24 protein-coding genes are annotated in these 25,541 nt (G+C 52.8%); 15 read left to right on the top strand and 9 right to left on the bottom strand.

The genetic code is table 11. The features are described 5' to 3' along the window. Positions 1–125: 125 nt before the first annotated feature. Positions 126–1,856 (bottom strand): arginine--tRNA ligase, encoded by a 1,731-nt coding sequence (gene argS, locus DAQ1742_RS10540; RefSeq protein ID WP_067486953.1) that lies wholly within the window; start codon positions 1,854–1,856, stop codon positions 126–128. A gap of 580 nt (positions 1,857–2,436) precedes the next feature. Here argS and DAQ1742_RS10535 point away from each other — a divergent pair. The 3 genes from DAQ1742_RS10535 to DAQ1742_RS10525 all read left to right on the top strand — a co-directional run bounded on the left by DAQ1742_RS10535 (position 2,437) and on the right by DAQ1742_RS10525 (position 4,574). After that, the gene (locus DAQ1742_RS10535; protein WP_035342167.1) at positions 2,437–3,009 is read left to right on the top strand and encodes a VOC family protein; all 573 of its coding nucleotides are present in this window, start codon (positions 2,437–2,439) and stop codon (positions 3,007–3,009) included. Between the two features lie 284 nt (positions 3,010–3,293). Further along, the gene (gene cutC, locus DAQ1742_RS10530) at positions 3,294–4,079 is read left to right on the top strand and encodes a copper homeostasis protein CutC (protein ID WP_035342164.1); all 786 of its coding nucleotides are present in this window, start codon (positions 3,294–3,296) and stop codon (positions 4,077–4,079) included. 237 nt (positions 4,080–4,316) lie between these two features. After that, positions 4,317–4,574: a hypothetical protein gene (locus DAQ1742_RS10525; protein ID WP_035342160.1), complete on the top strand. Its 258-nt coding sequence runs from the start codon at positions 4,317–4,319 to the stop codon at positions 4,572–4,574. A gap of 74 nt (positions 4,575–4,648) precedes the next feature. Here the strand turns inward: DAQ1742_RS10525 and cmoB are convergent, their stop codons facing one another. The 4 genes from cmoB to DAQ1742_RS10505 all read right to left on the bottom strand — a co-directional run bounded on the left by cmoB (position 4,649) and on the right by DAQ1742_RS10505 (position 7,851). Continuing rightward, positions 4,649–5,620 (bottom strand): tRNA 5-methoxyuridine(34)/uridine 5-oxyacetic acid(34) synthase CmoB, encoded by a 972-nt coding sequence (gene cmoB, locus DAQ1742_RS10520; protein ID WP_035342157.1) that lies wholly within the window; start codon positions 5,618–5,620, stop codon positions 4,649–4,651. Next, positions 5,617–6,360: a carboxy-S-adenosyl-L-methionine synthase CmoA gene (cmoA, locus tag DAQ1742_RS10515; RefSeq protein ID WP_035342154.1), complete on the bottom strand. Its 744-nt coding sequence runs from the start codon at positions 6,358–6,360 to the stop codon at positions 5,617–5,619. Before cmoA ends, cmoB begins: the two co-directional genes overlap by 4 nt. Before the next feature lie 121 nt (positions 6,361–6,481). Continuing rightward, on the bottom strand, positions 6,482–6,877 hold the full coding sequence (locus DAQ1742_RS10510; protein ID WP_035342151.1) for an MAPEG family protein: 396 nt from the start codon (positions 6,875–6,877) through the stop codon (positions 6,482–6,484). Between the two features lie 161 nt (positions 6,878–7,038). Further along, positions 7,039–7,851: a DUF72 domain-containing protein gene (locus DAQ1742_RS10505; RefSeq protein WP_035342149.1), complete on the bottom strand. Its 813-nt coding sequence runs from the start codon at positions 7,849–7,851 to the stop codon at positions 7,039–7,041. Positions 7,852–8,215: 364 nt separating this feature from the next. Between DAQ1742_RS10505 and aspS the strand changes: the two genes are divergently transcribed. From aspS to ruvB, 7 genes are all read left to right on the top strand, one after another. Then, entirely contained in the window at positions 8,216–10,006 is a 1,791-nt protein-coding gene (aspS, locus tag DAQ1742_RS10500) for an aspartate--tRNA ligase (protein WP_035342146.1), read from the top strand. Position 10,007: 1 nt separating this feature from the next. Then, the gene (gene nudB / locus DAQ1742_RS10495) at positions 10,008–10,442 is read left to right on the top strand and encodes a dihydroneopterin triphosphate diphosphatase (RefSeq protein WP_035342143.1); all 435 of its coding nucleotides are present in this window, start codon (positions 10,008–10,010) and stop codon (positions 10,440–10,442) included. A gap of 90 nt (positions 10,443–10,532) precedes the next feature. Further along, positions 10,533–11,276, top strand: coding sequence for a YebC/PmpR family DNA-binding transcriptional regulator (locus DAQ1742_RS10490; RefSeq protein ID WP_035342141.1), 744 nt, complete (start codon positions 10,533–10,535; stop codon positions 11,274–11,276). A gap of 40 nt (positions 11,277–11,316) precedes the next feature. Beyond that, positions 11,317–11,838 carry a crossover junction endodeoxyribonuclease RuvC gene (gene ruvC, locus DAQ1742_RS10485; protein ID WP_035342138.1) on the top strand — a complete coding sequence of 174 codons (522 nt, stop codon included), beginning with the start codon at positions 11,317–11,319 and terminating at the stop codon, positions 11,836–11,838. A 250-nt stretch (positions 11,839–12,088) separates the two neighbouring features. After that, on the top strand, positions 12,089–13,114 hold the full coding sequence (locus tag DAQ1742_RS10480) for a HoxN/HupN/NixA family nickel/cobalt transporter (RefSeq protein WP_035342135.1): 1,026 nt from the start codon (positions 12,089–12,091) through the stop codon (positions 13,112–13,114). A gap of 208 nt (positions 13,115–13,322) precedes the next feature. Beyond that, positions 13,323–13,940, top strand: coding sequence for a Holliday junction branch migration protein RuvA (ruvA, locus tag DAQ1742_RS10475; RefSeq protein ID WP_035342130.1), 618 nt, complete (start codon positions 13,323–13,325; stop codon positions 13,938–13,940). A gap of 7 nt (positions 13,941–13,947) precedes the next feature. After that, positions 13,948–14,952, top strand: a complete 1,005-nt coding sequence (ruvB, locus tag DAQ1742_RS10470) for a Holliday junction branch migration DNA helicase RuvB (protein WP_180706101.1) — start codon at positions 13,948–13,950, stop codon at positions 14,950–14,952. A gap of 48 nt (positions 14,953–15,000) precedes the next feature. Here ruvB and znuB read toward each other — a convergent pair whose 3' ends face one another. Both znuB and znuC read right to left on the bottom strand, forming a co-directional pair. Next, the gene (znuB, locus tag DAQ1742_RS10465) at positions 15,001–15,786 is read right to left on the bottom strand and encodes a zinc ABC transporter permease subunit ZnuB (RefSeq protein ID WP_035342125.1); all 786 of its coding nucleotides are present in this window, start codon (positions 15,784–15,786) and stop codon (positions 15,001–15,003) included. Further along, the gene (gene znuC, locus DAQ1742_RS10460) at positions 15,783–16,541 is read right to left on the bottom strand and encodes a zinc ABC transporter ATP-binding protein ZnuC (RefSeq protein WP_180706100.1); all 759 of its coding nucleotides are present in this window, start codon (positions 16,539–16,541) and stop codon (positions 15,783–15,785) included. Before znuC ends, znuB begins: the two co-directional genes overlap by 4 nt. 75 nt (positions 16,542–16,616) lie before the next feature. Between znuC and znuA the strand changes: the two genes are divergently transcribed. The 4 genes from znuA (at position 16,617) to DAQ1742_RS10440 (ending at position 20,968) form a co-directional block, all read left to right on the top strand. Beyond that, positions 16,617–17,642, top strand: a complete 1,026-nt coding sequence (gene znuA, locus DAQ1742_RS10455) for a zinc ABC transporter substrate-binding protein ZnuA (protein WP_083961146.1) — start codon at positions 16,617–16,619, stop codon at positions 17,640–17,642. 12 nt (positions 17,643–17,654) lie between these two features. After that, a complete protein-coding gene (gene mepM, locus DAQ1742_RS10450; protein ID WP_035342117.1) occupies positions 17,655–19,082 on the top strand; it encodes a murein DD-endopeptidase MepM in 1,428 nt (475 codons plus the stop codon). Positions 19,083–19,247: 165 nt separating this feature from the next. Next, positions 19,248–20,231 (top strand): lauroyl-Kdo(2)-lipid IV(A) myristoyltransferase, encoded by a 984-nt coding sequence (gene lpxM / locus DAQ1742_RS10445; RefSeq protein WP_035342115.1) that lies wholly within the window; start codon positions 19,248–19,250, stop codon positions 20,229–20,231. A 305-nt stretch (positions 20,232–20,536) separates the two neighbouring features. Beyond that, positions 20,537–20,968: a hypothetical protein gene (locus DAQ1742_RS10440; RefSeq protein ID WP_051124048.1), complete on the top strand. Its 432-nt coding sequence runs from the start codon at positions 20,537–20,539 to the stop codon at positions 20,966–20,968. 104 nt (positions 20,969–21,072) lie between these two features. On the opposite strand, the gene pyk is transcribed toward DAQ1742_RS10440, so the two are convergent. Beyond that, positions 21,073–22,515, bottom strand: a complete 1,443-nt coding sequence (gene pyk / locus DAQ1742_RS10435; RefSeq protein WP_035342112.1) for a pyruvate kinase — start codon at positions 22,513–22,515, stop codon at positions 21,073–21,075. A 179-nt stretch (positions 22,516–22,694) separates the two neighbouring features. Further along, positions 22,695–23,564: a MurR/RpiR family transcriptional regulator gene (locus tag DAQ1742_RS10430; protein ID WP_035342109.1), complete on the bottom strand. Its 870-nt coding sequence runs from the start codon at positions 23,562–23,564 to the stop codon at positions 22,695–22,697. 366 nt (positions 23,565–23,930) lie between these two features. Between DAQ1742_RS10430 and zwf the strand changes: the two genes are divergently transcribed. Continuing rightward, on the top strand, positions 23,931–25,406 hold the full coding sequence (zwf, locus tag DAQ1742_RS10425) for a glucose-6-phosphate dehydrogenase (RefSeq protein ID WP_035342107.1): 1,476 nt from the start codon (positions 23,931–23,933) through the stop codon (positions 25,404–25,406). Positions 25,407–25,541: the final 135 nt, after the last annotated feature.

The raw sequence follows: 25,541 nt of genomic DNA, 5'->3' as shown, positions 1-25,541 counted from the left end.
CCGCGGTATTTTTTATTATGCGCGTTCTCAATAAAGACAAAAAAGCCAGCCTGTTATCAGGCTGGCTTTTGACGTTTATGCCGTCCATCAGGTGTGATGGACAATAGTCATCGGGATGTGTGGTATTACATTTTTTCAACCGTCTGAATACCGAGGGTATCCAGGCCGGTTTTCAGGGTTTTGGCCGTCAGCAGTGCCAGTTTCAGGCGGCTTTGCCGTTCATTTTCGCTATCTGCCGTGAGGATAGGGCAGTTTTCGTAAAAACCGGAGAACAGCCCCGCCAGGTCGTACAGATACGCACACATCACATGGGGTGTCCCCTCGCGGCCAACGGTTGTCACCACTTCCTCGAATTGCAGCAAGCGGGTTGCCAGCGCCTGCTCGTGTTCATTTGCCAGCACGACAGGCTGTGTCAGGCTGGCTTCATCCACCCCGGCGCGTTTGAAAATGGAGGCAACACGGGTGTAGGCATACTGCATATAGGGCGCGGTATTGCCTTCGAAGGCCAGCATGTTGTCCCAGTCAAACACGTAGTCGGTGGTGCGGTTTTTCGATAAATCAGCGTATTTGACCGCGCCAATCGACACCACGCGAGCCAGTTGTTCCAGTTCGTCACGCGGCATGTCAGGGTTTTTACCGGCGATCAGCGTCAGTGCTCGCTCGTAGGCTTCATCCAGCAGTTCTGACAGCTTCACGGTACCGCCCGCGCGGGTTTTAAACGGCTTGCCGTCTTTACCCAGCATCATGCCGAACATATGGTGCTCAAGGCTCACCGAATCAGGCACATAACCCGCTTTACGCACGATACTCCAGGCCTGCATCAGGTGCTGGTGCTGGCGTGAATCAATGTAATAGAGAACCCGGTCGGCCCCCAGTGTCTCATAACGGTATTTGGCACAGGCGATGTCTGTGGTGGTGTAGAGGTAGCCGCCATCCTTTTTCTGGATGATGACGCCCATTGCCTCGCCTTCCTTATTCTTGAATTCGTCCAGATACACCACGGTTGCGCCTTCGCTTTCTACCGCCATCCCTTTGGCTTTCAGGTCGGCAACGATGGCGGGCAGCATGGCGTTATAGAGGCTTTCCCCCATCACATCATCGGGTGTCAGTGAGACGTTAAGGCGATCATAACTGTTTTGGTTCTGGCGCATGGTGATGTCCACCAACTGACGCCACAGCGTGCGGCAATACTCATCTCCGCTTTGCAGTTTGACGACATAACCGCGCGCACGCTCGGCAAAGACGGTGTCTTCATCGTAATGCTTTTTAGCTTCGCGGTAGAAGGCTTCCAGATCGGCCAATTCCATTTCGCTGGCATGGCTGTTTTGCATATCTTCGAGCCGGGCAATCAACATGCCGAACTGCGTACCCCAGTCACCCACATGGTTGGCGCGGATAACCTTATGGCCGAGAAATTCGAGGGTACGTACCGACGCATCGCCAATGATGGTTGAACGCAGGTTGCCAACGTGCATCTCTTTGGCCACATTCGGTGCAGAATAATCCACCACGATGGTTTGCGGCACGACAGGGCTCACACCGAGTTTCGGGGCGGTTAATGCCCGTTCTGCCTGCTGAGACAGCCACTGTGAATCAAGAAAAATATTGATAAAACCGGGACCGGCAATCTCTGTTTTGGCGGCAATGCCATCAAGTTGCAACAGCTGCACCACTTGCTCGGCAAGTTGTCGTGGCGACATAGCCAGTTTTTTCGCCACAGCCATAATGCCATTAGCCTGATAATCACCAAATTGCGCTTTTGCCGACTGGCGAACCATGGGTTCACAATCAGCGGGCGCGCCCGCCGCAACCATTGCCTGATGGACTTTTTCTGAAAGAAGAGCCTGAATATTCACCGGTTTACCCTAAATGACGAATCAAGCCTTTCTTTATACCATAATTGCCGCATGTCGTCAGCCCGGAGCCAGTGTGTCAGCCGGTTCACCGTGAGGCTAAAGCAAGCAATACCCCCATGTTTTCAGGTGGAGTCGCGCGCAGTCTGCGATATTGCTGGCGGGTTTTCTGTAACCTGCCAGCCCGATTTTATAAGCAGGTAGTGTTGATAGGTTAGGTATTAAAATTGATGAACTGAAAAAATTAACGCAGAGAATAAGATTGTTATTAAATATTAAATTCGCCATATAAACCGCGGATGGTTTTATTCTCGTCTGTATTTCAGATAAGTCCTTAAGTATTGCTGTTGTGACGTTCTGTTTTTTTATTGTGTTTTAATAATTTGTTTTCAATTGTTTTTTTGTCAATTATGTGAGCGGAGGTGATTTTTGGTGAAATGAAATTTATTGATTTATTGCTCTTGTTAACCAGGAAAAATAACTTTTCTTATTATAGGGTAAAGCGACAGGGCGAGGGGTGGCAGTTAAATATGACTGTGTTAAATTAGCCAGCAGGTATTTTATGCAGACTAAAGAGTGAATAATGACCGTTTTATTACCGGCAACACTTCCCGAATCGCTAATCGATGATCTTTCCCGTTTTGAGCTTGAGCTTGAGCAATTCTCCCGGCAGCTTGAATTAGATCTTGGCCTGTTTGAGGCTGACCATATTTCTCTGCGTTGTCATCAACAGCAAACGGCGGAGCGCTGGCGAGAGGCTCTGCTGTCGTGTGGGGTGTTGTTGTCTGAAAACAGGATAAACGGGCGGCTGATTTGCTTATTTACGCTACATCAGCCATTGGCCGTTGGGCCGTGGCGCATTGACTGCGTAGAACTGCCGTGGCCGGGCGAGCGCTATTATCCTCATGAAGGCTGGGAGCATGTCGAGCTGGTGTTGCCGGGCGATCCGGCAACCTTGCATCCGCGTGCACTGGCGTGCCTGTCGGATGTGGCGCTGACCACGCCAGGGATAAAACTGAAATTCAGCCAGCCGCACGGGGACGGTGAGCGTTTAGCCAACCCGACATTGGCGATAACGAATGGCCGCCTCACCATCAAATTCCATCCTTATCGCATTCAGGATGTTATCGCCAGCGAGCGGGTGCAGGCTGGATGATGGCGAAGCAAACTGTGTGGCGTGTCATATTCCGCGAGCAAATCCTGCGCCTGGTGTGACACGCCTCTCTCCGTAATTCGCGGGGCGGTGCCAGTATTAAGCCGTAACCCGCGATAAAACGTTAATGTAACCGGTAACGCTTGTCAGGTTGCACCTTGAGAGTCTGCCTGCTGCGCCGATGTGAGACATCAGCCAACTGGCAAGGTGGTGTCAGTAGCGAATATCGGTGAGAGTGGAAAACGAAAGTTTCCCATAATGTGAGTGTGTTGTTTAAGGGAGGGGGTATGTCAACACTGGAAGTCTGCTGTTACGGTCTGGATTGTGCGCTGACGGCACAACAGGCGGGCGCAGATAGGGTGGAGCTGTGTGCCGGGCAACGAGAGGGCGGGTTAACACCAGGGTACGGTGTATTACGCCAGGCACGAGACAGCCTCACCATTGCCGTTCATCCGATGGTGCGTCCACGCGGCGGGGATTTTTGCTATAGCCAGCAAGAGTTTTCCTCCATGCTGCATGACATCGATAACATCAAGGAGATGGGGTTTCCCGGGCTGGTGGTTGGGGTGCTCAATGAGGAAGGGCATATTGATTTGGCGCGCATGCGTCAGATTATGTCACGCTGTGACGGGGTGGCGGTGACATTTCACCGCGCATTTGATCTCTGCCTCAACCCTCGGCTGGCACTGGATCAACTGGCGGATCTGGGCGTTGCCCGTATTCTCACTTCCGGGCAACAGCAGAGTGCGGAAAACGGACTCACCTTGCTACGGGAGTTGAACATGTCCAGCCGCGGCCCGATTATTATGGCAGGTGCCGGTGTTCGCTTAACCAATCTACACAAATTTCGCGCCTGCGGTATTCAGGAATTGCACACCTCGGCCGGGCAGTGGCTACCCTCACCAATGCGTTATCGCAAATTAGGGGTAACACTGTGTTCTGAAACGGAAATGGACGAATTTCAGCACTATTGTGTTGATGGCGATGTCGTTGCGGCAATGAAAAGCGCATTGGGTTTAGCGCATACACCGGCGGCGACTAACCGCCCTCCGGTCGCACAGAGAACGTCATAAATGCGACCGCGCAGACGGTTATCGTTTATTTACTTATTTTGCTCACTGATCGTTTGCTTGCTATTTACTGACTCCGGTGGTGATGGCCGGGGTCTTTTTTCCTGATAAGCACCAGACGGTGAAAATGAATGTGATCGGCCGCTGATTAATGTACTGAATAGTGATGTATTTATCGGTTACTCCCTAAACCGGTGATATGCTGCCTGAATACTCCAATTAGCCAAAAGGAATCCTGTTATGCGCGGAATCGTTGTGCATCATGAACATCGTATTGGTTTTGTCGTTATTCGTGATCCTAATGAAGGGTTCATCGTCGCGAAATTACTGGGCGTCTATGAAGTGGAAAGAGGGGATGCAATAACGGGGGATTTTAAAACCGTCGGGAATGCCACGTTGTTTAATGAAACCAGCAATCAGGAGATCAACGTCGAAATTCAGAATACGGATATGACCGAAGAGGCCGCTATCAACCTGATCGTTAAAAACCGTAACTGATGAGGCCGGGCAGTCGTGGGGTGAGCGTCGGCATCGATAGCCTGACAAGCGCGCTCACCCCGCAAGTGTTTTGTTTAGGGTTTCTTCGCCACCAGCACCGCACGTCGTGGAGCCGGGTAGCCTTCAAGGGTTTTTTGTTGACAGTTCGGGTCAAGAAAATCCGCCAATGAGCCGGTGGTCATCCAGTCGGTGCGGCGTTGTTCTTCACCTGTCGTCACGCACTCATCCACAATACGAATATCGACAAAACCGCATTTTTCCAGCCAGCGCGCCAGTGCAGCGGTTGACGGCAGGAAATAGACATTGCGCATTTGTGCATAACGTTCACCCGGTAACAGCACACAGTGCTCATCACCTTCTACGACCAGCGTCTCCAGTACCAGTTCGCCACCACTGACCAATTGGTTCTTTAATTGCCAGAGATGATCAAGCGGAGAGCGGCGGTGATAGAGTACCCCCATCGAGAAAACGGTATCGAATGCGCCGAGTGCCGGTAATTGTTCGATGCCCAGCGGCAACAGGTGAGCGCGCTGATCGCCACCCAGCAGTTTACGCACCGACTCAAACTGGCATAAAAAAAGTTGCATCGGGTCAATGCCCACGGCCAGTCTGGCTCCGGCTCCGACCATACGCCACAGGTGATAACCACTGCCACAACCGACATCCAGAATCAGACGGTCTTGCAACGGGCTGATGTGTGGATACACCCGTTCCCATTTCCAGTCAGAGCGCCATTCGGTATCGATGTGAATGCCATAAAGGGAGAATGGCCCTTTGCGCCAGGGCATCAGGTTGCGCAGCAACCGTTCGATACCGGCCTGATGGCGCGGTGTCAGCGGTGTGTTGAGACTGGCGGTGACGCTGTGAGTCAGGTCAAGTGTATCCGGCGTCAGCAATGGCAAATGCTCAACGGTATTAAACCAGGTTTTAAACTCACCATGCAGTGAGGCCTGTTGCCATTCGTGCAACTGGGCGGGTAGCGTGTTAAGCCAATGGCTCAGCGGGCCTTTGGCGATCAACTGATAAAAATGGCCAAAATCAATCATTGGTCAGACTCCGCTTTCAGTGCCAGCAGTGAACCGAAGTTGAAACACTGGAACCAGACTTCGGCATGGTGAAACCCGGCTTGTTGCAAGCGGGCTTTGTGGGTTTCCACCGAATCGGTGAGCATGACGTTTTCCAGCATGCTGCGTTTCTGGCTGATTTCCAGCTCGCTGTAACCGTTGGCACGTTTAAAGTCCAGGTGCATGTTAAACAACAGCTCACCTATCGATGCATCGGCAAAACTGAACTTTTCAGACAACACCAGTGCTCCACCGGGGCGCAAGCCTTGCCAGATACGTTTTAGCAGCGTCAGGCGCTGGGCGGGTGGGATGAATTGCAGGGTGAAATTGAGCACAACCAGCGAAGCATTGCTGATTTCAATATCCAGAATATCCGCTTCCCGCACCTCAACCGGCGTATCGGCGCGAAACGCATCCAAATGACGCCGGCAGCGGGATACCATTGCCGGGGAATTATCGACAGCAATGATCCGACAGCCAGGAGTGTGAATATGACGGCGCATAGATAAGGTAGCAGCACCCAGTGAACAGCCAAGGTCATAAACCTGGGTATCTGCCTGCACAAAGCGCTCCGCCAGCATGCCTATCATGGAGATAATATTCGAATAGCCAGGAACAGAGCGCTGAATCATGTCGGGAAACACTTCAGCGACGCGTTCATCAAACGTCCAGTCACCCAGATTGGCGATGGGCGCGGAGAAAAGCATATCGCGGTTTGACATAGCAGAAAAACAACATACAGGGAAAGAACAGGCGCGCATTCTAGCAGAAAGATGCGTCAAAGATGTATGCCATAAAAACAGTCAGGAGCGATGCCGTCTTACTGTTTTTATGGCGACCTTATCAGTGCAGCGTAAAAACCAGTTCCCAGGGCAGGTAATACAGGTTAAACGCTATCATCAACAGCAGCGAAACATAGGTTGCCGACATACCCGAACGACGCCAGTTTAGCTCACGGTGGCGCAGCCCGTAGTAGTGACACAGCCGCCCCATCAATAACATCATGCCACACAGATGGATCATGGCATTCATTGCGCCGTTCATCTCCATTAGTACCAGCAGAAGCCCCCCGATGGGGATGTATTCCACGGCGTTACCGTGTACGCGGATGGCCGTTTGCAACTCGTAAAAGCCGCCATCGCCATAAACGACCCGATATTGCATCCGTAGTTTTACGACATCAATCGACAATTTGATTAACAACAATGCGCTGAGCACCACATAGAGTGCGCTTACCATTTTCTACTCCATTGCCTTATCAAAAGCGGCAGACGCGATGACTGCCAGTCTGTTATCGGAATGCCGCACCGGTGGGCGGCATTCCATGTGTTTGGCTTATAGTGTAAGGGAAATTACGCAGATAATGGAGCCAGTTATCGGCATCAGGCCAAATTGGGCGATTAGAACAGAGCCGTTTGCTCAGGCCAGTCCGGGCAGGCCGGCAGCGTATTTACCACTGCCTGAAGGTGTGGCCAGAGGCGTTGCGCCAGTTCCGGGGCGCTGGCAGTACCTGCGGTGTGAATAAACAAATAGGGTGAATGTGCTTGCCAGTCCGCCAGTTTATTTACCCACGGCATGAACCAGCGCAGGTTATCGGCCGGGTCTTCATTGCCGATAAAACGCACTAACGGCGCATCTGCCGTGCGCACCACATGCAGCGGAATTCGGGGCTTTTTACGCTGAGCGTCTCGTATCACCTCGCTGGTCGGTGCGGCGTGGTGTACCGGTCGGCTGTCCATTATCACCCGGTTGAGCCTACGCTGATGCAGGCCCTGATTGAGCCTGAGCTCCTCTTCGCCCTTGGCGAAAAAAAGCGGGTGGCGCACTTCGACGCCGTAACAGAAGCCATGTGGCAGTGAATCGATAAACGACCAGAGCGTGGTCAACTGCTCAGGCCCGAATCCCGAGGGCAACTGCAACCATAACTGACCCAGCCGCGGGGTGAGTGGCTCCAGACAGCGGAAAAATTCGGCAACCTGCGACTGGCAATGTTGCAGGCCGCATTGATGGCTGATGGCCGAGGGAAACTTGAAGCAAAAACGAAACCGGTCATCGGTCATGTCGCGCCAGCGTAATACTGACTCCGCTGAAGGTAGGGCATAAAACGTGGTGTTGCCCTCCACACAATTGAAGTAGCGGGCATAGTCGGCCAAATCGCGCAGGCCCAGCCGGTGCCAGCCAGGGTGTTGCCACTGGGGTAAACCGATATACATAAATCCGTTGCCTTTGATTCGTTGTCAGTAACCGTGTATTTGTGCCCTGAACGCCGTGACACAGACATCCTTTACATGTGACGAGCGCCATGAACATGGCCTGGATGTAACAGGGCTGTAGCATAATACCCTGCAATTGTGCAACTGGCAGGCAAACGGGCGCGAAAAAGCAAAAAAGAGTGTGCGGGCCAGTGCGCAGACCGCTACCATCGTACTTATCGGAAAGGGGAAATTCCTTTATAATGCCCCCCTTTTTTCATTGGACTGTAATCCAGAAAAACCATGCCGACCAGCTCTCTATCCTGTGCTGCCACCTGCGGGTGTGTGAGGCAGGGCCCTGGCGGCGGTGTAAAAGGACATCGTAATGCGTACTGAATATTGCGGGTTGTTGAATGCGTCCCATGTGGGTCGGGAAGTCACGCTGTGCGGTTGGGTGAATCGCCGCCGCGATCTGGGTGGGTTGATTTTTATTGATATGCGTGACCGCGAAGGGCTGGTTCAGGTGTTCTTCGACCCGGACAGACAAGAGGCTTTTACGCTGGCGTCTGAATTGCGTAACGAATTCTGCATTCAACTGACCGGTGTGGTGCGTGCTCGTCCTGATAATCAGATTAATAAAGAGATGGCGACCGGTGAAGTGGAAGTGTTGGCCACCTCGCTGACTATCATTAACCGCTCTGAACCCTTGCCGCTGGATTCCAACCAGAACAACAGCGAAGAAGCGCGGCTGAAATACCGCTACCTTGACCTGCGTCGCCCGGAAATGGCCCAGCGCCTGAAAACCCGAGCCCGCATTACCAGCTTTGTTCGCCGTTTTATGGACAGCCACGGTTTTCTGGATATCGAAACACCGATGCTGACCAAGGCGACGCCGGAAGGGGCGCGTGACTATCTGGTGCCAAGCCGTGTACACAAAGGTAAATTCTATGCGCTGCCACAGTCACCACAGCTGTTTAAGCAGTTGCTGATGATGTCTGGCTTTGATCGCTACTATCAAATTGTTAAATGCTTTCGTGATGAAGATTTGCGTGCCGATCGTCAGCCCGAATTTACCCAGATAGACGTTGAAACCTCTTTCATGACCGCGCCGCAGGTGCGTGAAGTGATGGAAAAAATGGTGCGTGAGCTGTGGCTTGAGGTCAAAGGCGTCGATTTGGGAGACTTCCCCATTATGACCTTTGCTGAAGCGATGCGCCGTTTCGGCTCGGATAAACCCGACCTGCGTAACCCGCTGGAGCTGGTTGACGTCGCTGATGTGCTTAAAGATGTCGATTTCAAAGTATTTTCCGGCCCGGCGAATGATCCGAAAGGCCGTGTTGCGGCGATTCGCGTTCCCGGCGGTGCGCAACTGAGCCGTAAGCAAATAGATGAATACGCCAAATTTATCGAAATCTACGGTGCGAAAGGGCTGGCCTATATCAAGGTTAACGAGAAGGCTAACGGGCTTGAGGGTATCCAGAGTCCGGTGGCCAAGTTCCTGAACGACGGTATTCTGGCCGCCTTGCTGGAACGTACTGCCGCACAAGATGGCGATATTCTGTTCTTCGGCGCGGATAGCGCCAAAGTCGTGACCGATGCGCTGGGTGCGTTGCGCCTGAAGCTGGGGCGTGACCTTAAACTGACCAATGAAAACAGCTGGCAGCCGCTGTGGGTTATCGACTTCCCGATGTTTGAAGAAGACGGTGAGGGTGGGCTGGCTGCGATGCACCATCCGTTTACTGCCCCGCGTGATATGTTGCCTGCTGAACTGGCAGCCAACCCGACAGCCGCTATCGCTAACGCTTACGATATGGTGCTGAACGGCTACGAAGTCGGCGGTGGTTCGGTGCGTATTCACAGTGGTGACATGCAGCAGACGGTATTCCGCATTCTGGGGATCGATGAGCAGCAGCAACGCGAGAAATTTGGTTTTCTGCTGGATGCGTTGAAATTTGGTACGCCGCCGCACGCCGGTCTGGCATTTGGTCTGGATCGTCTGGTCATGTTGTTAACCGGCACCGACAATATTCGTGATGTGATTGCGTTCCCGAAAACCACGGCTGCTGCCTGCCTGATGACGGAAGCGCCGAGCTTTGCCAATCAGGCCGCGCTCGATGAACTGTCCATCGCGGTGGTGGGCAAAGGTAAAGCCGCGCAGGACGCAGAGAATCACTAATATGGACTATAAGCGACCCGTCTCGGTACTGGTGGTCATTTATGCCCGCAATACCGGGCGGGTGCTGATGCTTCAGCGACGCGATGATCCTGATTTCTGGCAGTCAGTCACTGGCAGCCTGGAAGCGGATGAAAGCGCGCGATGTGCCGCACAGCGTGAAGTGAAAGAAGAAGTTAACATCGACATCGCCGCCGAGGCGTTGACGCTGGTTGACTGTCACCGCAGTGTGGAATTCGAGCTTTTTGCTCATTTAAGACGTCGCTATGCCCCTGGCGTGACGCATAATCTGGAGCACTGGTTTTCTCTGGCGCTACCGGATGAACGCCCGGTGGAGATCAGTGAGCATCTGGCTTACCAATGGCTGGATGCCCCTGAGGCAGCTCGGTTGACCAAATCGTGGAGCAACCGGCAGGCGATTGAAGAATTTGTTATTTGACCAGCCTGCCCCTGATGGCTGTCATCTGACCACAGATTTCCTCTGTGGCCCGGTCAAATCAGGGATAACAGGCTTTTTTCGGAGATTTTTATGGCAGGTCATAGTAAGTGGGCCAACACTAAACACCGTAAAGCGGCACAGGATGCCAAACGCGGTAAAATTTTCACCAAGATCATCCGTGAACTGGTTACGGCTGCCCGTTTGGGCGGTGGTGACCCCGGTTCCAACCCTCGCTTGCGTGCCGCCATTGATAAAGCGCTGTCTAACAACATGACACGCGACACGCTAAACCGTGCGATTGCGCGCGGAGTGGGCGGTGATGATGATACCAATATGGAAACCATCATTTATGAAGGTTACGGCCCTGGCGGTACGGCGGTGATGGTGGAGTGTCTGAGTGATAACCGCAACCGTACCGTATCCGAGGTGCGCCATGCGTTTACCAAGTGTGGCGGTAATCTTGGCACGGATGGCTCGGTGTCTTACCTGTTTGCCAAAAAAGGGGTGGTTTCCTATGCGCCCGGGCTTGATGAAGACGCGGTGATGGATGCGGCGCTCGAAGCCGGTGCAGATGATGTGGTGAGCTACGACGATGGCGCGATTGATGTCTTCACGCCGTGGGAAATTTTCGGTCAGGTCAAAGATGCGCTGGATGCAGCCGGTTTTGTCGCCGAAGCAGCGGAAGTTTCCATGATCCCGTCAACCAAAGCCGATATGGATGCAGAAACTGCACCGAAACTGATGCGTTTGATTGACATGCTCGAAGACTGTGATGACGTACAGGAGGTTTACCACAACGGTGAGATCTCCGACGAGGTGGCAGCATTACTGTAATGGCAGTCTTGCCTGTTAGGCCACAGAGTGGGGGCGATAGATGAGTATTATTCTCGGTATCGACCCCGGCTCTCGGGTCACCGGCTATGGCATCGTGCGCCAGCAGGGCAGGCAAATCACCTATCTGGGCAGCGGATGTATTCGCACCGTGGTTGATGACCTACCGACCCGGCTTAAGTTGATTTACGCTGGCGTCAGTGAAATTATCACCCAGTTTCAGCCAGATTATTTTGCTATTGAGCAGGTCTTCATGGCGCGGAATGCGGATTCGGCCCTGAAACTTGGCCAGGCGCGCGGCGCGGCGATTGTCGCGGCGGTGAATCAGTCCCTGCCCGTGTTTGAGTATGCGGCGCGGCAGGTTAAACAGACCGTAGTGGGTACCGGTGCGGCTGAAAAAAGCCAGGTACAGCACATGGTAAAAACATTGCTGAAATTGCCAGCCAGCCCACAGGCGGATGCTGCCGATGCGCTGGCGATTGCCATTACCCATTGCCATTTCAGCCAAAACCTCTCGCGCATCAGTCACGATAAACTGACGCTGGCTCGGGGGCGAATTCGCTGAGTTTTGCCTGAGCGGGCTGATAGCCGTAAAAGGCGACAGCCCGTTTTCTTCGCTGTGATGACATTTTTTGCTTTTCTCCCTATGGTTTTCGGTGAGGGCACCGTCGTTCACCTGACGTGCTCAATGCCATGAGCAACCTTCCTCTCTTTTGATCTGCGATAACATCGCAGTGTATGAAGAATTCATAAAATATCATACTCACAACACTGACCCGACGGCGATGGTCCGCCGGTTTGATAGAGGTATGGATATGCTGTCTTCTCTTGTCAGAGATAACCCGCGTGCCGTGGTGGTGCTGGGGTGTCTGGTGGTAATGAACATTCTGGTGTGGTTGCTGGCCTGGGCGATGTTTCACGACAACGCAACCTTGATGGCAACCAGCCTGCTGGCCTGGTGCTATGGCTTACGTCATGCCGTTGATGCCGATCATATCGCGGCGATTGATAACGTCACGCGCAAAATGATGCAGCAAGGAAAGCGCCCGCTGGGAGTGGGAGGGTGGTTTTCTCTGGGGCATTCCACCATTGTTATTTTAGCCTCACTGGGGCTGGCGGCGACGGCCGCGGCACTGCAAGACGATATGCAGTGGTTTCATGAAGTCGGCAGTGTGATTGGGACGACTGTATCCGCCGGGTTTTTATTACTGATGGCGCTGGTGAATCTGGTTATTTTGCGCGGTGTCTGGCAAACCTTTACGCAATTCAAACAGGGAAAAGGCGTACAGGCACAGGCCGACGTATTGCCTGCATCTGGCCTGATGGGGTGGTTATTTCGCTCGACGTTTCGTCTGGTGAATAAAAGCTGGCATATGTATCTGGTTGGCCTGCTGTTTGGACTGGGGTTTGATACGGCAACCGAAATTGGCGTGCTCGGGATCTCTGCGGCGGGTGCCTCACAGGGGATGTCTATCTGGTCTATCATGATTTTCCCGGCGCTGTTTACCTGTGGCATGGCACTGATCGATACGCTGGATAATGTGTTGATGGTGGGTGCTTATGGCTGGGCGTTCAACAAACCGCAGCGTAAGCTCTACTACAACATGACCATCACAGCGACATCGGTGGTGGTGGCGATGTTTATCGGCGGCATGGAAGCGCTGGGGCTACTGGCGGATAAACTTGATTTGCATACCGGGCTGTGGCAGGCGGTGGACGGCTTTAATGAACAGTTGGGTAACGCCGGGTTCTATGTGGTTGCCTTGTTTATCGCCTGCTGGGTAATCTCTCTGTGCAATTATCGCTGGAAGAACTACGACTCCTTAAGCCTGCCTGGCTGACGTGAGAGGGGCATATAACGCATTAGCCCTGCCAGCGTTCCGTTTTCCCTGCCAGCGTTCCGGCTGGCAGCACCAGACAGCCATCCTGTTGCGTGCTGTAATGGCATCTGCATACATCTGGATATGCATCCAGCTTTTCTGTATCCGCCTGTGGTTTTGTGTTATAAGCTATGGCGGTTCGGTTCAGGCAAAATAAGGAAAACATCGCGTGATTGGTCGTCTTCGAGGCAGCGTTCTGGAAAAGCAGCCGCCGCTGGTATTGATAGAGGCGGGTGGCGTGGGATATGAAGTGCATATGCCGATGACCTGCTTTTATGAACTGCCGGAACAGGGGCAGGAAGCCGTGATTTTTACCCATTTTGTGGTGCGTGAAGATGCGCAACTGCTGTTTGGTTTTAATAATAAGCAGGAGCGTTCACTGTTCCGCGAACTGATTAAAGTCAACGGTGTTGGGCCTAAACTGGCGCTGGCTATTTTATCTGGTATGTCGGCGCAGCAGTTTGTCAGCGCGGTCGAGCGTCAGGAGATTGGTGCGCTGGTCAAATTGCCGGGGGTCGGAAAGAAAACGGCGGAACGTCTGGTAGTGGAAATGAAAGATCGCTTTAAAGGTCTCAATGGCGATTTATTCAATTCGACCAGCGAAATATCCCTGCCGGTCGTGCCAGGTTCCACTGCGCCAGAGGCAGACCCACAGGCCGAGGCCGAGGCTGCATTGGTTGCTCTGGGCTATAAACCGCAGGAGGCCAGCCGGATGATTGGCAAAATAGCTCGCCCGGATGCGGATTGCGAAACCTTGATAAGAGAAGCGCTGCGCGCAGCGCTGTGAGGTAGCCATGATTGAAGCCGATCGTCTGATTTCACCTGTTAACGTGGGCGAAGAAGAGATTTTAGATCGCGCGATTCGCCCAAAGCTGCTGGCGGAATATGTCGGCCAGCCCGTCGTGCGTGAACAGATGGAGATCTTTATTGAGGCGGCCCGTAAGCGTGGCGATGCGTTAGATCATTTATTGATCTTTGGCCCCCGGGGACTCGGCAAGACAACACTGGCGAACATCGTTGCCAATGAACTGGGGGTCAATCTGCGCACGACATCCGGGCCGGTACTGGAGAAGGCAGGCGACCTGGCGGCATTGCTCACCAATCTTGAGCCGCACGATGTGCTGTTTATTGATGAGATCCATCGTTTGTCTCCGGTGGTAGAGGAGGTGCTCTACCCGGCGATGGAAGATTATCAATTGGATATCATGATAGGCGAAGGCCCGGCCGCCCGATCTATCAAGCTCGATTTACCGCCTTTTACCTTAGTCGGCGCGACCACTCGTGCCGGCTCCTTAACCTCACCGCTGCGTGACCGTTTTGGTATTGTGCAGCGTCTGGAATTTTATCAGGTCGCGGATTTGCAGCACATTGTTCAGCGCAGCGCTCACTGCCTGGGGCTGGAGATGATGGAGGAAGGGGCGCTGGAAGTGGCAAGACGCTCGCGCGGTACACCGCGTATCGCTAACCGGCTGTTGCGCCGGGTCAGGGATTTTTCTGAGGTGAAATCAGATGGTGTCATTACCGGTGAGGTTGCCCGTCAGGCACTGGATATGCTGGCGGTAGATAGTGAAGGCTTTGATTATATGGATCGTAAGCTGCTGCTGGCGGTCATTGATAAATTCATGGGGGGCCCGGTTGGTCTGGATAACCTGGCCGCCGCGATTGGCGAAGAGCGGGAAACCATTGAAGATGTACTGGAACCCTACCTTATCCAGCAAGGTTTTTTACAGCGAACGCCGCGCGGGCGTATCGCGACCCAGCATGCGTACCGGCATTTTGGTCTGACGCGAGACGCGTAAAACGAGCCATCGTCGCGCAGACCCGTCACCAGTGCCGGGGGAAACCGGTTATCTCGCCGGTTTCCTCAGCAGACTGATGAGAAACAGCAGCGATGCACACAGCACAACAGACGGGCCAGCAGGTGTGTTGACGCTCGCAGAAAAAGCCAGCCCACCGGTGATTGCCAGAATACCGACTGCCACCGCACGCACCGCCATGTGCTCTGGCGTTCGGGCAAATCGCCTTGCTGTTGCGGCGGGAATGATGAGCAGCGAGGTAATGATCAACGCGCCGACAAACTTCATGGATAAGCCGATAGTGAGCGCGGTAACCAGCATCAGTAGCAGCTTGGTTCTGGCTACAGGGACGCCATCAACGTGCGCCAGCTCTGGGCTGATGGTAATCGAAAGCAACGCACGCCATTGCCAGCAGAGCACTAATACCACGACCACAACACCGGGGCCGATAATCCATAAGTCGTCCTGTGTGACGGCGAGTAAGTCACCGAACAGGTAAGCCATTAAATCCACCCGCACATTGTTCATCAGGCTGACGACCACCAGCCCAAGAGACAGCGCGCTGTGTGCCATAATTCCGAGCAGGGTATCAATGGCTAAACCCGGGCGGCGCTCCAGCCAGACTAATCCACCGGCTAACAGCAAGGTGACGAGGATGACGGCATAAAAGAGGTTGATATTGAGCAGTAACCCCAATGCCACGCCCAGCAATGAGGCATGTGCGAGGGTATCGCCAAAATAGGACATGCGCCGCCATACCACGAATGAGCCTAGCGGGCCTGCGGCTATGGCTAAAAAAACACCGGCTAACCAGCCAGGGAATAACAATTCGATCATGACGGGGGGTTATCCTGTCTTTTTAAAATGATTTTTCCATTCAAATCATGGCGATGATTATGGTGATGGCGGTAAATAGCCAGTTGATCCGCACCGCGTGGCCCAAACATGGCTAAAAATTCGGGGTGCAGAGAGACGGCCTCCGGTGTGCCAGAGCAGCAGATATGCTGGTTAAGGCAGAGCACTTCATCGGTTTTAGCCATCACCAGATGCAGGTCGTGAGAAACCATCAACACGCCGCACTGATATTCTTGCCGTAATTGGTTGATAAGCTCATAGAGCGCGACTTGTCCGTTGACATCCACCCCTTGCGTTGGCTCATCAAGAACCAGTAACTGTGGGCGAGCCAAGATCGCGCGCGCCAGTAACACGCGCTGGGTTTCACCGCCGGAGAGCTTTTGCATCGCTTGTTCTGGCAGATGCCCGGCCTGCACCCGTTTTAGGGCTGGCATAATATCGTGCTTGCTTGACCCCGGGCGCAGTTGCATAAACCGGCTGACGGTGAGTGGCAGCGTCGGGTCCAGGTGCAATTTTTGCGGGACGTAGCCAATGCGCAAACCAGGGCTGCGGATAAGCCTGCCGCTATCGGGGGATTGTAGCCCCAGTACCACACGAACCAGCGTGGATTTTCCCGCGCCATTCGGGCCGAGTAGTGTCAGGATGCGGCCAGCCTGAAGGGTGAGCGAAATATTATTAAGGACAGGTTGATGACCAAACTGAACACACACGTTTTCCAGTGAAACCAGCGTTGACATAGAATTCTGTTTGCAGAGGGTTTGCGACGTTATAATATAACAGGTTTCAATGAATAAATCGACGGATGATTAATGATGTTGCGTATAACTCACTATAAATGGCTACGTTCTATGCTGGCAAGCGGGGTGCTGCTGGCATCACTGCCTCTTTCTCCGATGGCGTCAGCCTCGGTTGTCGCCTCTATTCGTCCTCTGGCCTTTATTGCAGCGGCGATAGCGGATGGTGTGACAGGGACAGACGTTGTCTTGCCCGACGGAGCCTCTCCACATGATTATGCCTTACGCCCTTCTGACGTACAGAAGCTGAAATCTGCCGAGCTGGTTGTCTGGGTTGGCCCGGAAATGGAAGCTTTCTTGCCCAAAACGCTGCAATCGGTACCCGAAAACCGTCAGCTGGCGCTGAGTCTTCAGCCTGCGCTGCAAGCGGCATTGCTACGGGAATCACATCCTGAGCAGCATGAAGAGAAAAATCACACACACCATGATGCGGATCATGACAGTCACGACAATGACGGGCATGATCACGATAATGCGTCAGAAAATCATCAGGATAGTGATGATGACGGGCATCATCATGGCGAATTTAACCTGCATATCTGGTTATCACCACAGATGGCCCAGGCATCTGCCATAGCGATTCATGCGAAGCTGCTGGAACTTATGCCGCAGAATAAAGACAAACTAGATGCAAATCTGCGTAAATTCACTGAGAAACTTGCGCAGGTAGATGAAAATATTGTTAATATGCTGACGCCTGTGCGGGGCAAGGGCTATTTTGTTTTTCACGATGCCTACGGCTACTTTGAGCAGCATTATGGGCTGACGCCATTGGGCCATTTTACTATCAACCCGGCGATAGCGCCCGGCGCACAGCGTTTGAACCAGATACGAACACAATTGGTTGAGCACAAAGCAGTGTGCGTTTTTGCTGAACCACAATTCAGGCCAGCGGTCATTAATGCTGTCGCCAAAGGAACTGACGTGCGCATCGGCGTGCTGGATCCGTTGGGAAGTGACATTGCTGTGGATAAAGACAGCTACGCACGTTTTCTGTCACAGCTGTCTGAGCAATACCTAAGCTGCCTGAAGGAAAAATCATGAGGATAGAAACAAGTGCAGCAGATAGTCCGAACTATCGCTCTGGCGTATAACAGCCTGCCCCGGCCACACCGTGTGATGCTGGGGTCGCTGACCGTTGTCACACTGGCTGCCGCCGTCTGGCGGCCCATGACCTATCCCCCGGTCAATGACGCACCTGTTATCGTAAAAAGTGCGGAAATTGAAAAAACGCCCTTGCAAAATCAGAGTCAGGTGCTTAACCCGCCCGCGAGTGAGCCGCTGGACAGTACCCCGCCATCGCCGGTTGCCAGCGCCAGTGAACAAGCTCGCGTGGAGCCTGCACAAACGGTGGCGATGACAGAGACAAACAGCGAACCGCTCGATCAACCCTCGACGACCGGGGGTATTCCTAAAGATGACCTTGATGATAAGGACGCGGAGGGTGAACACGAGTATGTGGTGTCAGCCGGCGACACGCTCAGTAGCATTTTGACGCAGTATGGTATTGATTTGTCAGACATTACTGCACTTGCTGAACGTAATGCCGCATTACGCAACCTGAAGGTCGGTCAGCAATTGACCTGGACCCTGGACGGTGATGGCGCATTGCAGAGTCTGAGCTGGCAAGTGTCCCGCCGTGAAACCCGCACCTACACCCGAAGCGGTGAGACTTTCCGCGAAGAAATTGAAAATGTGGAGGGCGACTGGCAAAACAAAGTGCTGACAGGCCGCCTGGATGGTAGCTTCGCCAGTAGTGCGCAGGCTGCGGGCCTGACCAGTAGTGAAGCACGCGAGGTTATCCGTGCACTACAGTGGCAGCTCGATTTTCGCAAACTGCGCAAAGATGACAGTTTTGCCGTGTTGATCTCCCGTGAAATTCTTGATGGACGCAGCGAGCAGAGTGAATTACAGGGGGTTCGCTTGCGTACTGGCGGAAAAAATTACTATGCTTTCCGTGCTGAAGACGGCAAGTTCTACGATCGTGAAGGCTCCGGTTTGATGCGAGGGTTTCTGCGCTTCCCTACCATGAAGCAGTTCAAGGTATCGTCCAATTTTAACCCTCGCCGTCTTAACCCTGTAACCGGACGTATTGCACCGCATCGCGGTGTGGATTTTGCCATGCCGGTCGGGACACCGGTGCTGGCTGTTGGCGATGGTGAGGTAGTGGTGGCGGAGCGCGATAGCGAAGCGGGTAATTTTGTCGCCGTTCGTCATGGTCGTCAGTACACCACCCGCTACATGCACATGACGCGCTTACTGGTTAAACCTGGGCAGAAAGTAAAACGGGGCGACCGCATTGGGTTATCCGGTAATACCGGGCGTTCAACGGGCCCGCATCTGCATTATGAGCTCTGGGTGAATCAGCAGGCAGTGAATCCGTTAACAGCCAAGTTGCCGCGCTCTGAAGGGCTGTTGGGCAAAGAGCGGCGCGATTATCTGGCACATGTGAGAGAAGTGTTACCACAGTTACAACTTGACTGAATGCGTTATTGTACATGATAACCTGATGACAGCCGGTAGCCCGCGCCGCCGGCTGTTTTTTTATCTGCGATACGCTTAGCATTCAACCACTGCCGGTGTGACGTGCGTTGCAAAACAGTGACTGGTAGCTATTATTGACCCGATTTTGTAATGAAGAGTTGTTGCATGGAACAAGATAAGAAAGACAAGAAAGCCCGCGCTGAGTTTATCCCGCAGTTTACACTGACATTTTTGCATCCACGCTATTGGGGCATCTGGTTGGTGGTTCTGCTGGCGGCTGTCATTGCTTGTATTCCCGTACGTTTACGTGATCCGGTGCTGGGTTTTCTGGGGAAACGTGTCGGGCGCATTTCTCATGGTGCGAGGCGGCGTGCACGCATTAACCTGTTGTTATGTCTGCCTCAGTTATCAGAAGTTGAGCGTGAGCGTATCATCGACCGCATGTTTGCCACCGCGCCCCAGGCGATGATGATGATGATTGAACTGGCGCTGCGACCTGCGACGAAAATTACTTCGCGTGTGCAATGGCATGGCATGGAGAGGGTTGACGTGCTGCGTGAGCAGAAGCGTAACATCATTTTCATGGTACCGCATGGGTGGGCGGTTGATATCCCGGCTATGTTGATGAGTCAGCAAGGGCAGAAAATGGCTGCGATGATGCATAACCAGAAAAACCCATTGCAGGATTACCTGTGGAACCGGCTGCGTCGCCGTTTTGGCGGCCGCCTGCATACGCGCAATGACGGCATCAAACCGTTTATCAGCTCGGTACGTGACGGCTATTGGGGCTACTATCTGCCCGATCAGGATCATGGGGCGGAACACAGTGAGTTTGTGGACTTTTTTGCCACCTATAAAGCGACCTTACCGGCGATCGGTCGGTTGATGAAAGTCTGCCGTGCCGAAATCGTGCCGTTATTTCCGGTCTATAATGGGGATACATCGCGTCTGGATATTTATATTCGCCCACCGATGAGCGATATTGATGGCGCTGATGACAGCACCATTGCTCGGCGCATGAATGAAGAGGTCGAGCAACTGGTCACACCTAATCCTGAGCAGTACACCTGGATATTAAAATTGCTAAAAACCCGAAAACCGGGCGAAACCGAACCTTATTTACGTGACGATTTGTATCCCCGTCAATAATCTTTATGACTGCGTTATGATGAGGCGAAACCTATCGCCTCATTTTTTGGCATCAAATCACGCTTCTTCTCGTACTCGTCCTTCCCGTAATAACGTCGTATTTCATCATCTGTTTGTTAGTGCGTGAGCTCTAGCATAGCGCTCGTGCTGATGTCTTGCGCAACGTACTATCCAGGCTGGTGAGAGCTACCCATGCAGAATAGCGACTCTGTTTCATCTGTCGTAGTGCGGCTGCCTGATGAATCGGCAGGCTGGAATAGATAACGGTATCTGGTGGGAAGGCATTGTTTCCTGAGGAGTGATTGATGAATAAATCTGTTTTATATCTTTCGGTGATGACAGCGCACCCGCATTACCCTAATGCGCAATACAGTCGCACGCGGTTACCCGATGGTGTTGATGTCGATTATCAGGATGGCAGGGCATCAGTGAGCCAGGCGGGGTTGTCTTATGGCTTTGATACCCGCTTTAGCGATGGGTTAACCAGCACCAGTCGTGCCAACCTGTCAGGCGGTTTTGACACACAGTTTAGTGACGGGATGTACAGTGTCAGCCAGGCTAATTTCTCAGGAGGGCTGGATACGCGCTATAGCGATGGCTCCGTCAGTGTGAGTCGCCGTAATGTGGCCGGTGGCTTCGATGTGCAATATAGCGACGGGCGTTTGCGTACCTGCTATGCCAATCTGTCAGGAGGGATGACATTTCCATCGTCTCCAGTGTCTGGAACCGTTTCGTAATCTGTATTTGCCGATGCAAATAAAAAAGCGGAACGCGATGGGCGCTCCGCTTTCGTGGCTGACAGCAATGACCGTTTGTAACCGGCTACGCTGTCAGTATGAGATTATTCCACGCGTAGTACACGCACGGTATTGGTGGTGCCGACCGTACCCATCACATCACCCTGAGTCACAATCACCAGATCGCCAGACATCAGGAAACCTTTGTCGCGCAGCAGAATAACCGCATCGTTAGCAGCGGCAACGCCGTCAGAATAGCTGGTGAACTGCACCGGAGTCACACCGCGGTAGAGCGCAGTGAGATTCAGGGTATGCTCATGGCGAGACATGGCAAAAATCGGCAAGCCGGAACTGATGCGTGACATCATCAGCGCAGTACGGCCAGACTCGGTCATGGCAATGATCGCCGTCACCCCGTTGAGATGGTTGGCCGTGTACATCGCCGACATTGCTATCGACTCTTCCACGTTGTCGAACTGCACGTCCAGGCGATGTTTAGAGACGTTGATGCTGGGGATTTTTTCTGCGCCCAGACACACTTTTGCCATGGCAGCGACAGTCTCTGCCGGGTATTGCCCGGCGGCAGTTTCAGCAGAAAGCATCACTGCATCTGTACCATCCAGCACGGCGTTAGCGACATCCATCACTTCGGCACGCGTTGGCATCGGGTTGGTTATCATTGACTCCATCATTTGCGTGGCAGTAATGACAGCCCGGTTTAACTGACGAGCACGCCGGATCAGTTTTTTCTGGATCCCCACCAGTTCAGGGTCGCCTATCTCAACACCCAAATCACCACGGGCAACCATCACCACATCGGAGGCGAGAATAATATCATCCATCGCCTCATCAGTTGAAACCGCTTCCGCACGCTCGACCTTGGAAACAATTTTTGCATGGCTGCCAGCTTCACGCGCCAGACGACGGGCATAATGCAGGTCTTCTCCGGTTCGCGGGAATGAGACGGCCAGAAAGTCCACACCGATTTTCGCAGCGGTAATAATGTCGGCTTTATCTTTGTCCGTCAGCGCCTCGGCAGATAAACCACCGCCGAGTTTATTGATGCCTTTGTTATTGGAAAGTGGCCCGCCAACAGTAACTTCGGTAAAAACTTGCATGCCGTCCACGCTCAGCACTTTTAACTGAACCCGGCCATCGTCGAGCAGCAGGATATCACCAGGCACGACATCGTTAGGCAAACCTTTGTAGTCGATACCGACTTTTTCTTTATCACCTTCGCCTTTGCCAAGGTTGGCATCCAGCAGAAACTTATCCCCGATATTCAGGAAGATTTTACCTTCCTTAAACGTTGAAACACGAATCTTGGGCCCCTGGAGATCGCCTAAAATAGCAACATGGCGGCCTAATTTAGCCGCAATTTCACGCACTTTGTCTGCTCGTAGCAGGTGGTCTTCCGGGGAGCCGTGAGAGAAATTCAGGCGTACGACGTTGGCACCCGCAGCAATAATCTTTTCCAGGTTATTGTCGCGGTCGGTAGCGGGCCCGAGTGTGGTAACGATTTTGGTTCTTCTGAGCCGTCTGGACATGTATAACTCCGTTGACTGGTGAAGCGTGTTGTAATGTGGTAAAGCCGCCAGACGAGAGGCGGGTGTCGATTTTTACCCTGCCGCCCGGTACTGCGCGGATGCCGTGCCTGTCATTATGATTGAGTAACAGGGTTTCTGCCCGTCTGACATCATCCTTGTTACCCGATGTTATAGCATAATTAATTAAATGGGTTGCTGAATCGTTCTTCCTTATCAAATCGCGATTCGCGTAATGCGTCCTTGACCCGCTTCAAGTTATCGCGGAATTTTGCGCCGCGCCGCAACGTAAAACCGGTGGCCAGCACATCTATCAGCGTTAGCTGGGCGATGCGTGAAACCATCGGCATATAAACATCGGTATCTTCGGGGACTTCTACCCGCAAAGTGAGCGAGGCTTCGCGTGCCAGCGGTGAGCCGTCTGAGGTAATGGCAATAACGGTAGCATCATTTTCCCGTGCCAGACGAGCCATCTCCACCAGGCTTTTGGTCCGCCCCGTGTGGGAAATCAGCACGACAACATCGCCATCACCGGAGTTCATGCAACTCATGCGCTGCATGACCAGGTCGTCAAAGTACACAACGGGAATATTGAAGCGAAAAAATTTATTCATCGCATCGTGTGCGACAGCGGCGGACGCGCCAAAACCAAAAAAAGAAATTTTGCGCGCCTGAGTCAGCAGATCTACGGCACGGTTAACCGCCTGAATATCCAGACAAGACTTCACATGCTCCAGCCCTGCCATGGTGGATTCAAAAATTTTACTGGTATAAGACTCGACGGAATCGTCTTCTTCGACATTTCGGTTCACATAAGGTGTACCGTTAGCCAGGCTCTGGGCAAGGTGTAATTTGAAATCAGGAAACCCTTTGGTATCCAGACGGCGGCAAAAACGATTGACGGTAGGCTCGCTGACCTCAGCCATACCGGCGAGAGTGGCAATACTGGAGTGGATAGCTGTCTGCGGTGATGCGAGAATCACTTCTGCCACCTTGCGTTCTGATTTGCTCAGCAACTCCAGATGAGACTGGATTTTTTCCAGCATATTCATATGACAACGACCATCTATGGTATTTTTGATTTCAGCCAAAGGTGAAACCAATGCGGATTTGGTGAAATATACTACGAGCCCGCAACGGTTGGCAGAGGCAGGCACATGAAGTCACCGGCTTTTTTTGTCAGAATATGACGTGTGTCTAACTTTCAGAACAGTAACTGGCTGTCAGAAACGATGGAAAATTTCTCTTTTAGGCACAGACCTGGCCCGGTTTCTTGGTCGGCAACCATAGCTTATGAAGCCTTGTGCAGTAAGAAATAGTGAATTGTGTTGTTTTCTTACGGGTTTACTGGGTTGTGTCAAAAAGAGTACATTATTAATGTAATAAAATTACAGCGTCCTGCAATGAGGAGATTGAAAATGGCGGTAACGTCAACAGCCCAGGCGTGTGACCTGGTTATTTTCGGTGCGAAGGGCGACCTGGCGCGCCGTAAATTGCTGCCTTCACTGTATCAACTGGAAAAAGCAGGCCATATTCATCCGCAGACCCGCATTATTGGTGTGGGCCGGGCACAGTGGGACAAAGACGCCTATACCAAGGTTGTGCGTGAAGCGCTGGAAACCTTTCTTAAAGAGCCGCTGGATGAAGCCCTGTGGGCGACGTTGAGTAGCCGGCTCGATTTTTGCAACCTGGATGTAGAAGATGCCGCGGGTTTTGTGCGTCTTGGTGAGATGCTCGATCAACAAAACCGTACCACTATCAATTACTTTGCCATGCCGCCAAGTACATTTGGTGCCATTTGCCGGGGCCTGGGTCTGGCTGGTCTGAATAAAGAGCCGGCGCGGGTGGTGATGGAAAAACCGCTGGGTACGGATCTGGCTTCCTCACGGGTTATCAACAATCAGGTGGCGGAGTATTTCAACGAGTGTCAGGTCTATCGTATTGATCACTACCTCGGTAAAGAAACGGTACTTAACCTGCTGGCGCTGCGTTTTGCCAACTCCTTGTTTGCCAATAACTGGGATAACCGCACCATTGACCACGTACAGATTACTGTGGCTGAGGAAGTCGGGATTGAAGGGCGCTGGGGCTATTTTGATAAAGCCGGTCAGATGCGTGACATGATCCAAAACCACCTGTTGCAAATTCTGACCATGATTGCCATGTCGCCACCGGCAGATCTCAGTACCGATCGTATCCGCGATGAAAAGGTAAAAGTGTTGCGCTCGCTGCGCCGTATCGATCGCTCCAATGTGCATGAGGTGACGGTGCGCGGCCAGTACACCAGCGGATTTGTCCAGGGGCAAAAAGTGCCGGGCTATCTGGAAGAAGAGGGCGCAAACAAAACCAGCAACACCGAAACCTTTGTTGCCATTCGCGTCGATATTGACGACTGGCGCTGGTCTGGTGTGCCGTTTTATCTGAGAACCGGAAAACGCCTGCCGTCAAAATGTTCGGAAGTGGTGGTTTACTTTAAAAATCCGGCACTTAACCTGTTCCATGATTCTTATCAGCAGCTACCACAAAACAAGCTGATTATTCGCCTGCAACCAGATGAAGGCGTCGAAATTCAGATCCTTAACAAGATCCCAGGCCTTGATCACAAGCATCGGTTACAGACCACCAAACTCGATTTGAGTTTTTCAGAAACCTTTAACCAGCAGCATTTGGCGGATGCCTACGAGCGTCTGTTGCTGGAAACCATGCGGGGTATTCAGGCGCTCTTTGTGCGTCGTGATGAAGTCGAGGAGGCCTGGAAGTGGGTGGATTCGATTATGGATGCCTGGGCGATGGACAATGATTCTCCCAAGCCTTATCAGGCCGGAACCTGGGGGCCGGTGGCGTCTGTCGCTATGATCACCCGTGACGGCCGTTCGTGGAACGAAGTCGAGTAAATGGTTTTGCCCCGTAATCCTCCGGGGCAAAGCCGTTGGCATTTTTTGGCTGACGGTGCGGTCGGACGTTCGTGGGTAACTACGGACCCCTGTGGCAGGGGCGCACCCAATCATTAATCAATGCCCAGATGGGCA

Origin of the sequence: Dickeya aquatica (assembly GCF_900095885.1) — a bacterium.
Taxonomy (GTDB): Bacteria; Pseudomonadota; Gammaproteobacteria; order Enterobacterales; family Enterobacteriaceae; genus Dickeya; species Dickeya aquatica.
This window is presented reverse-complemented; position numbering and strand designations above follow the sequence as displayed.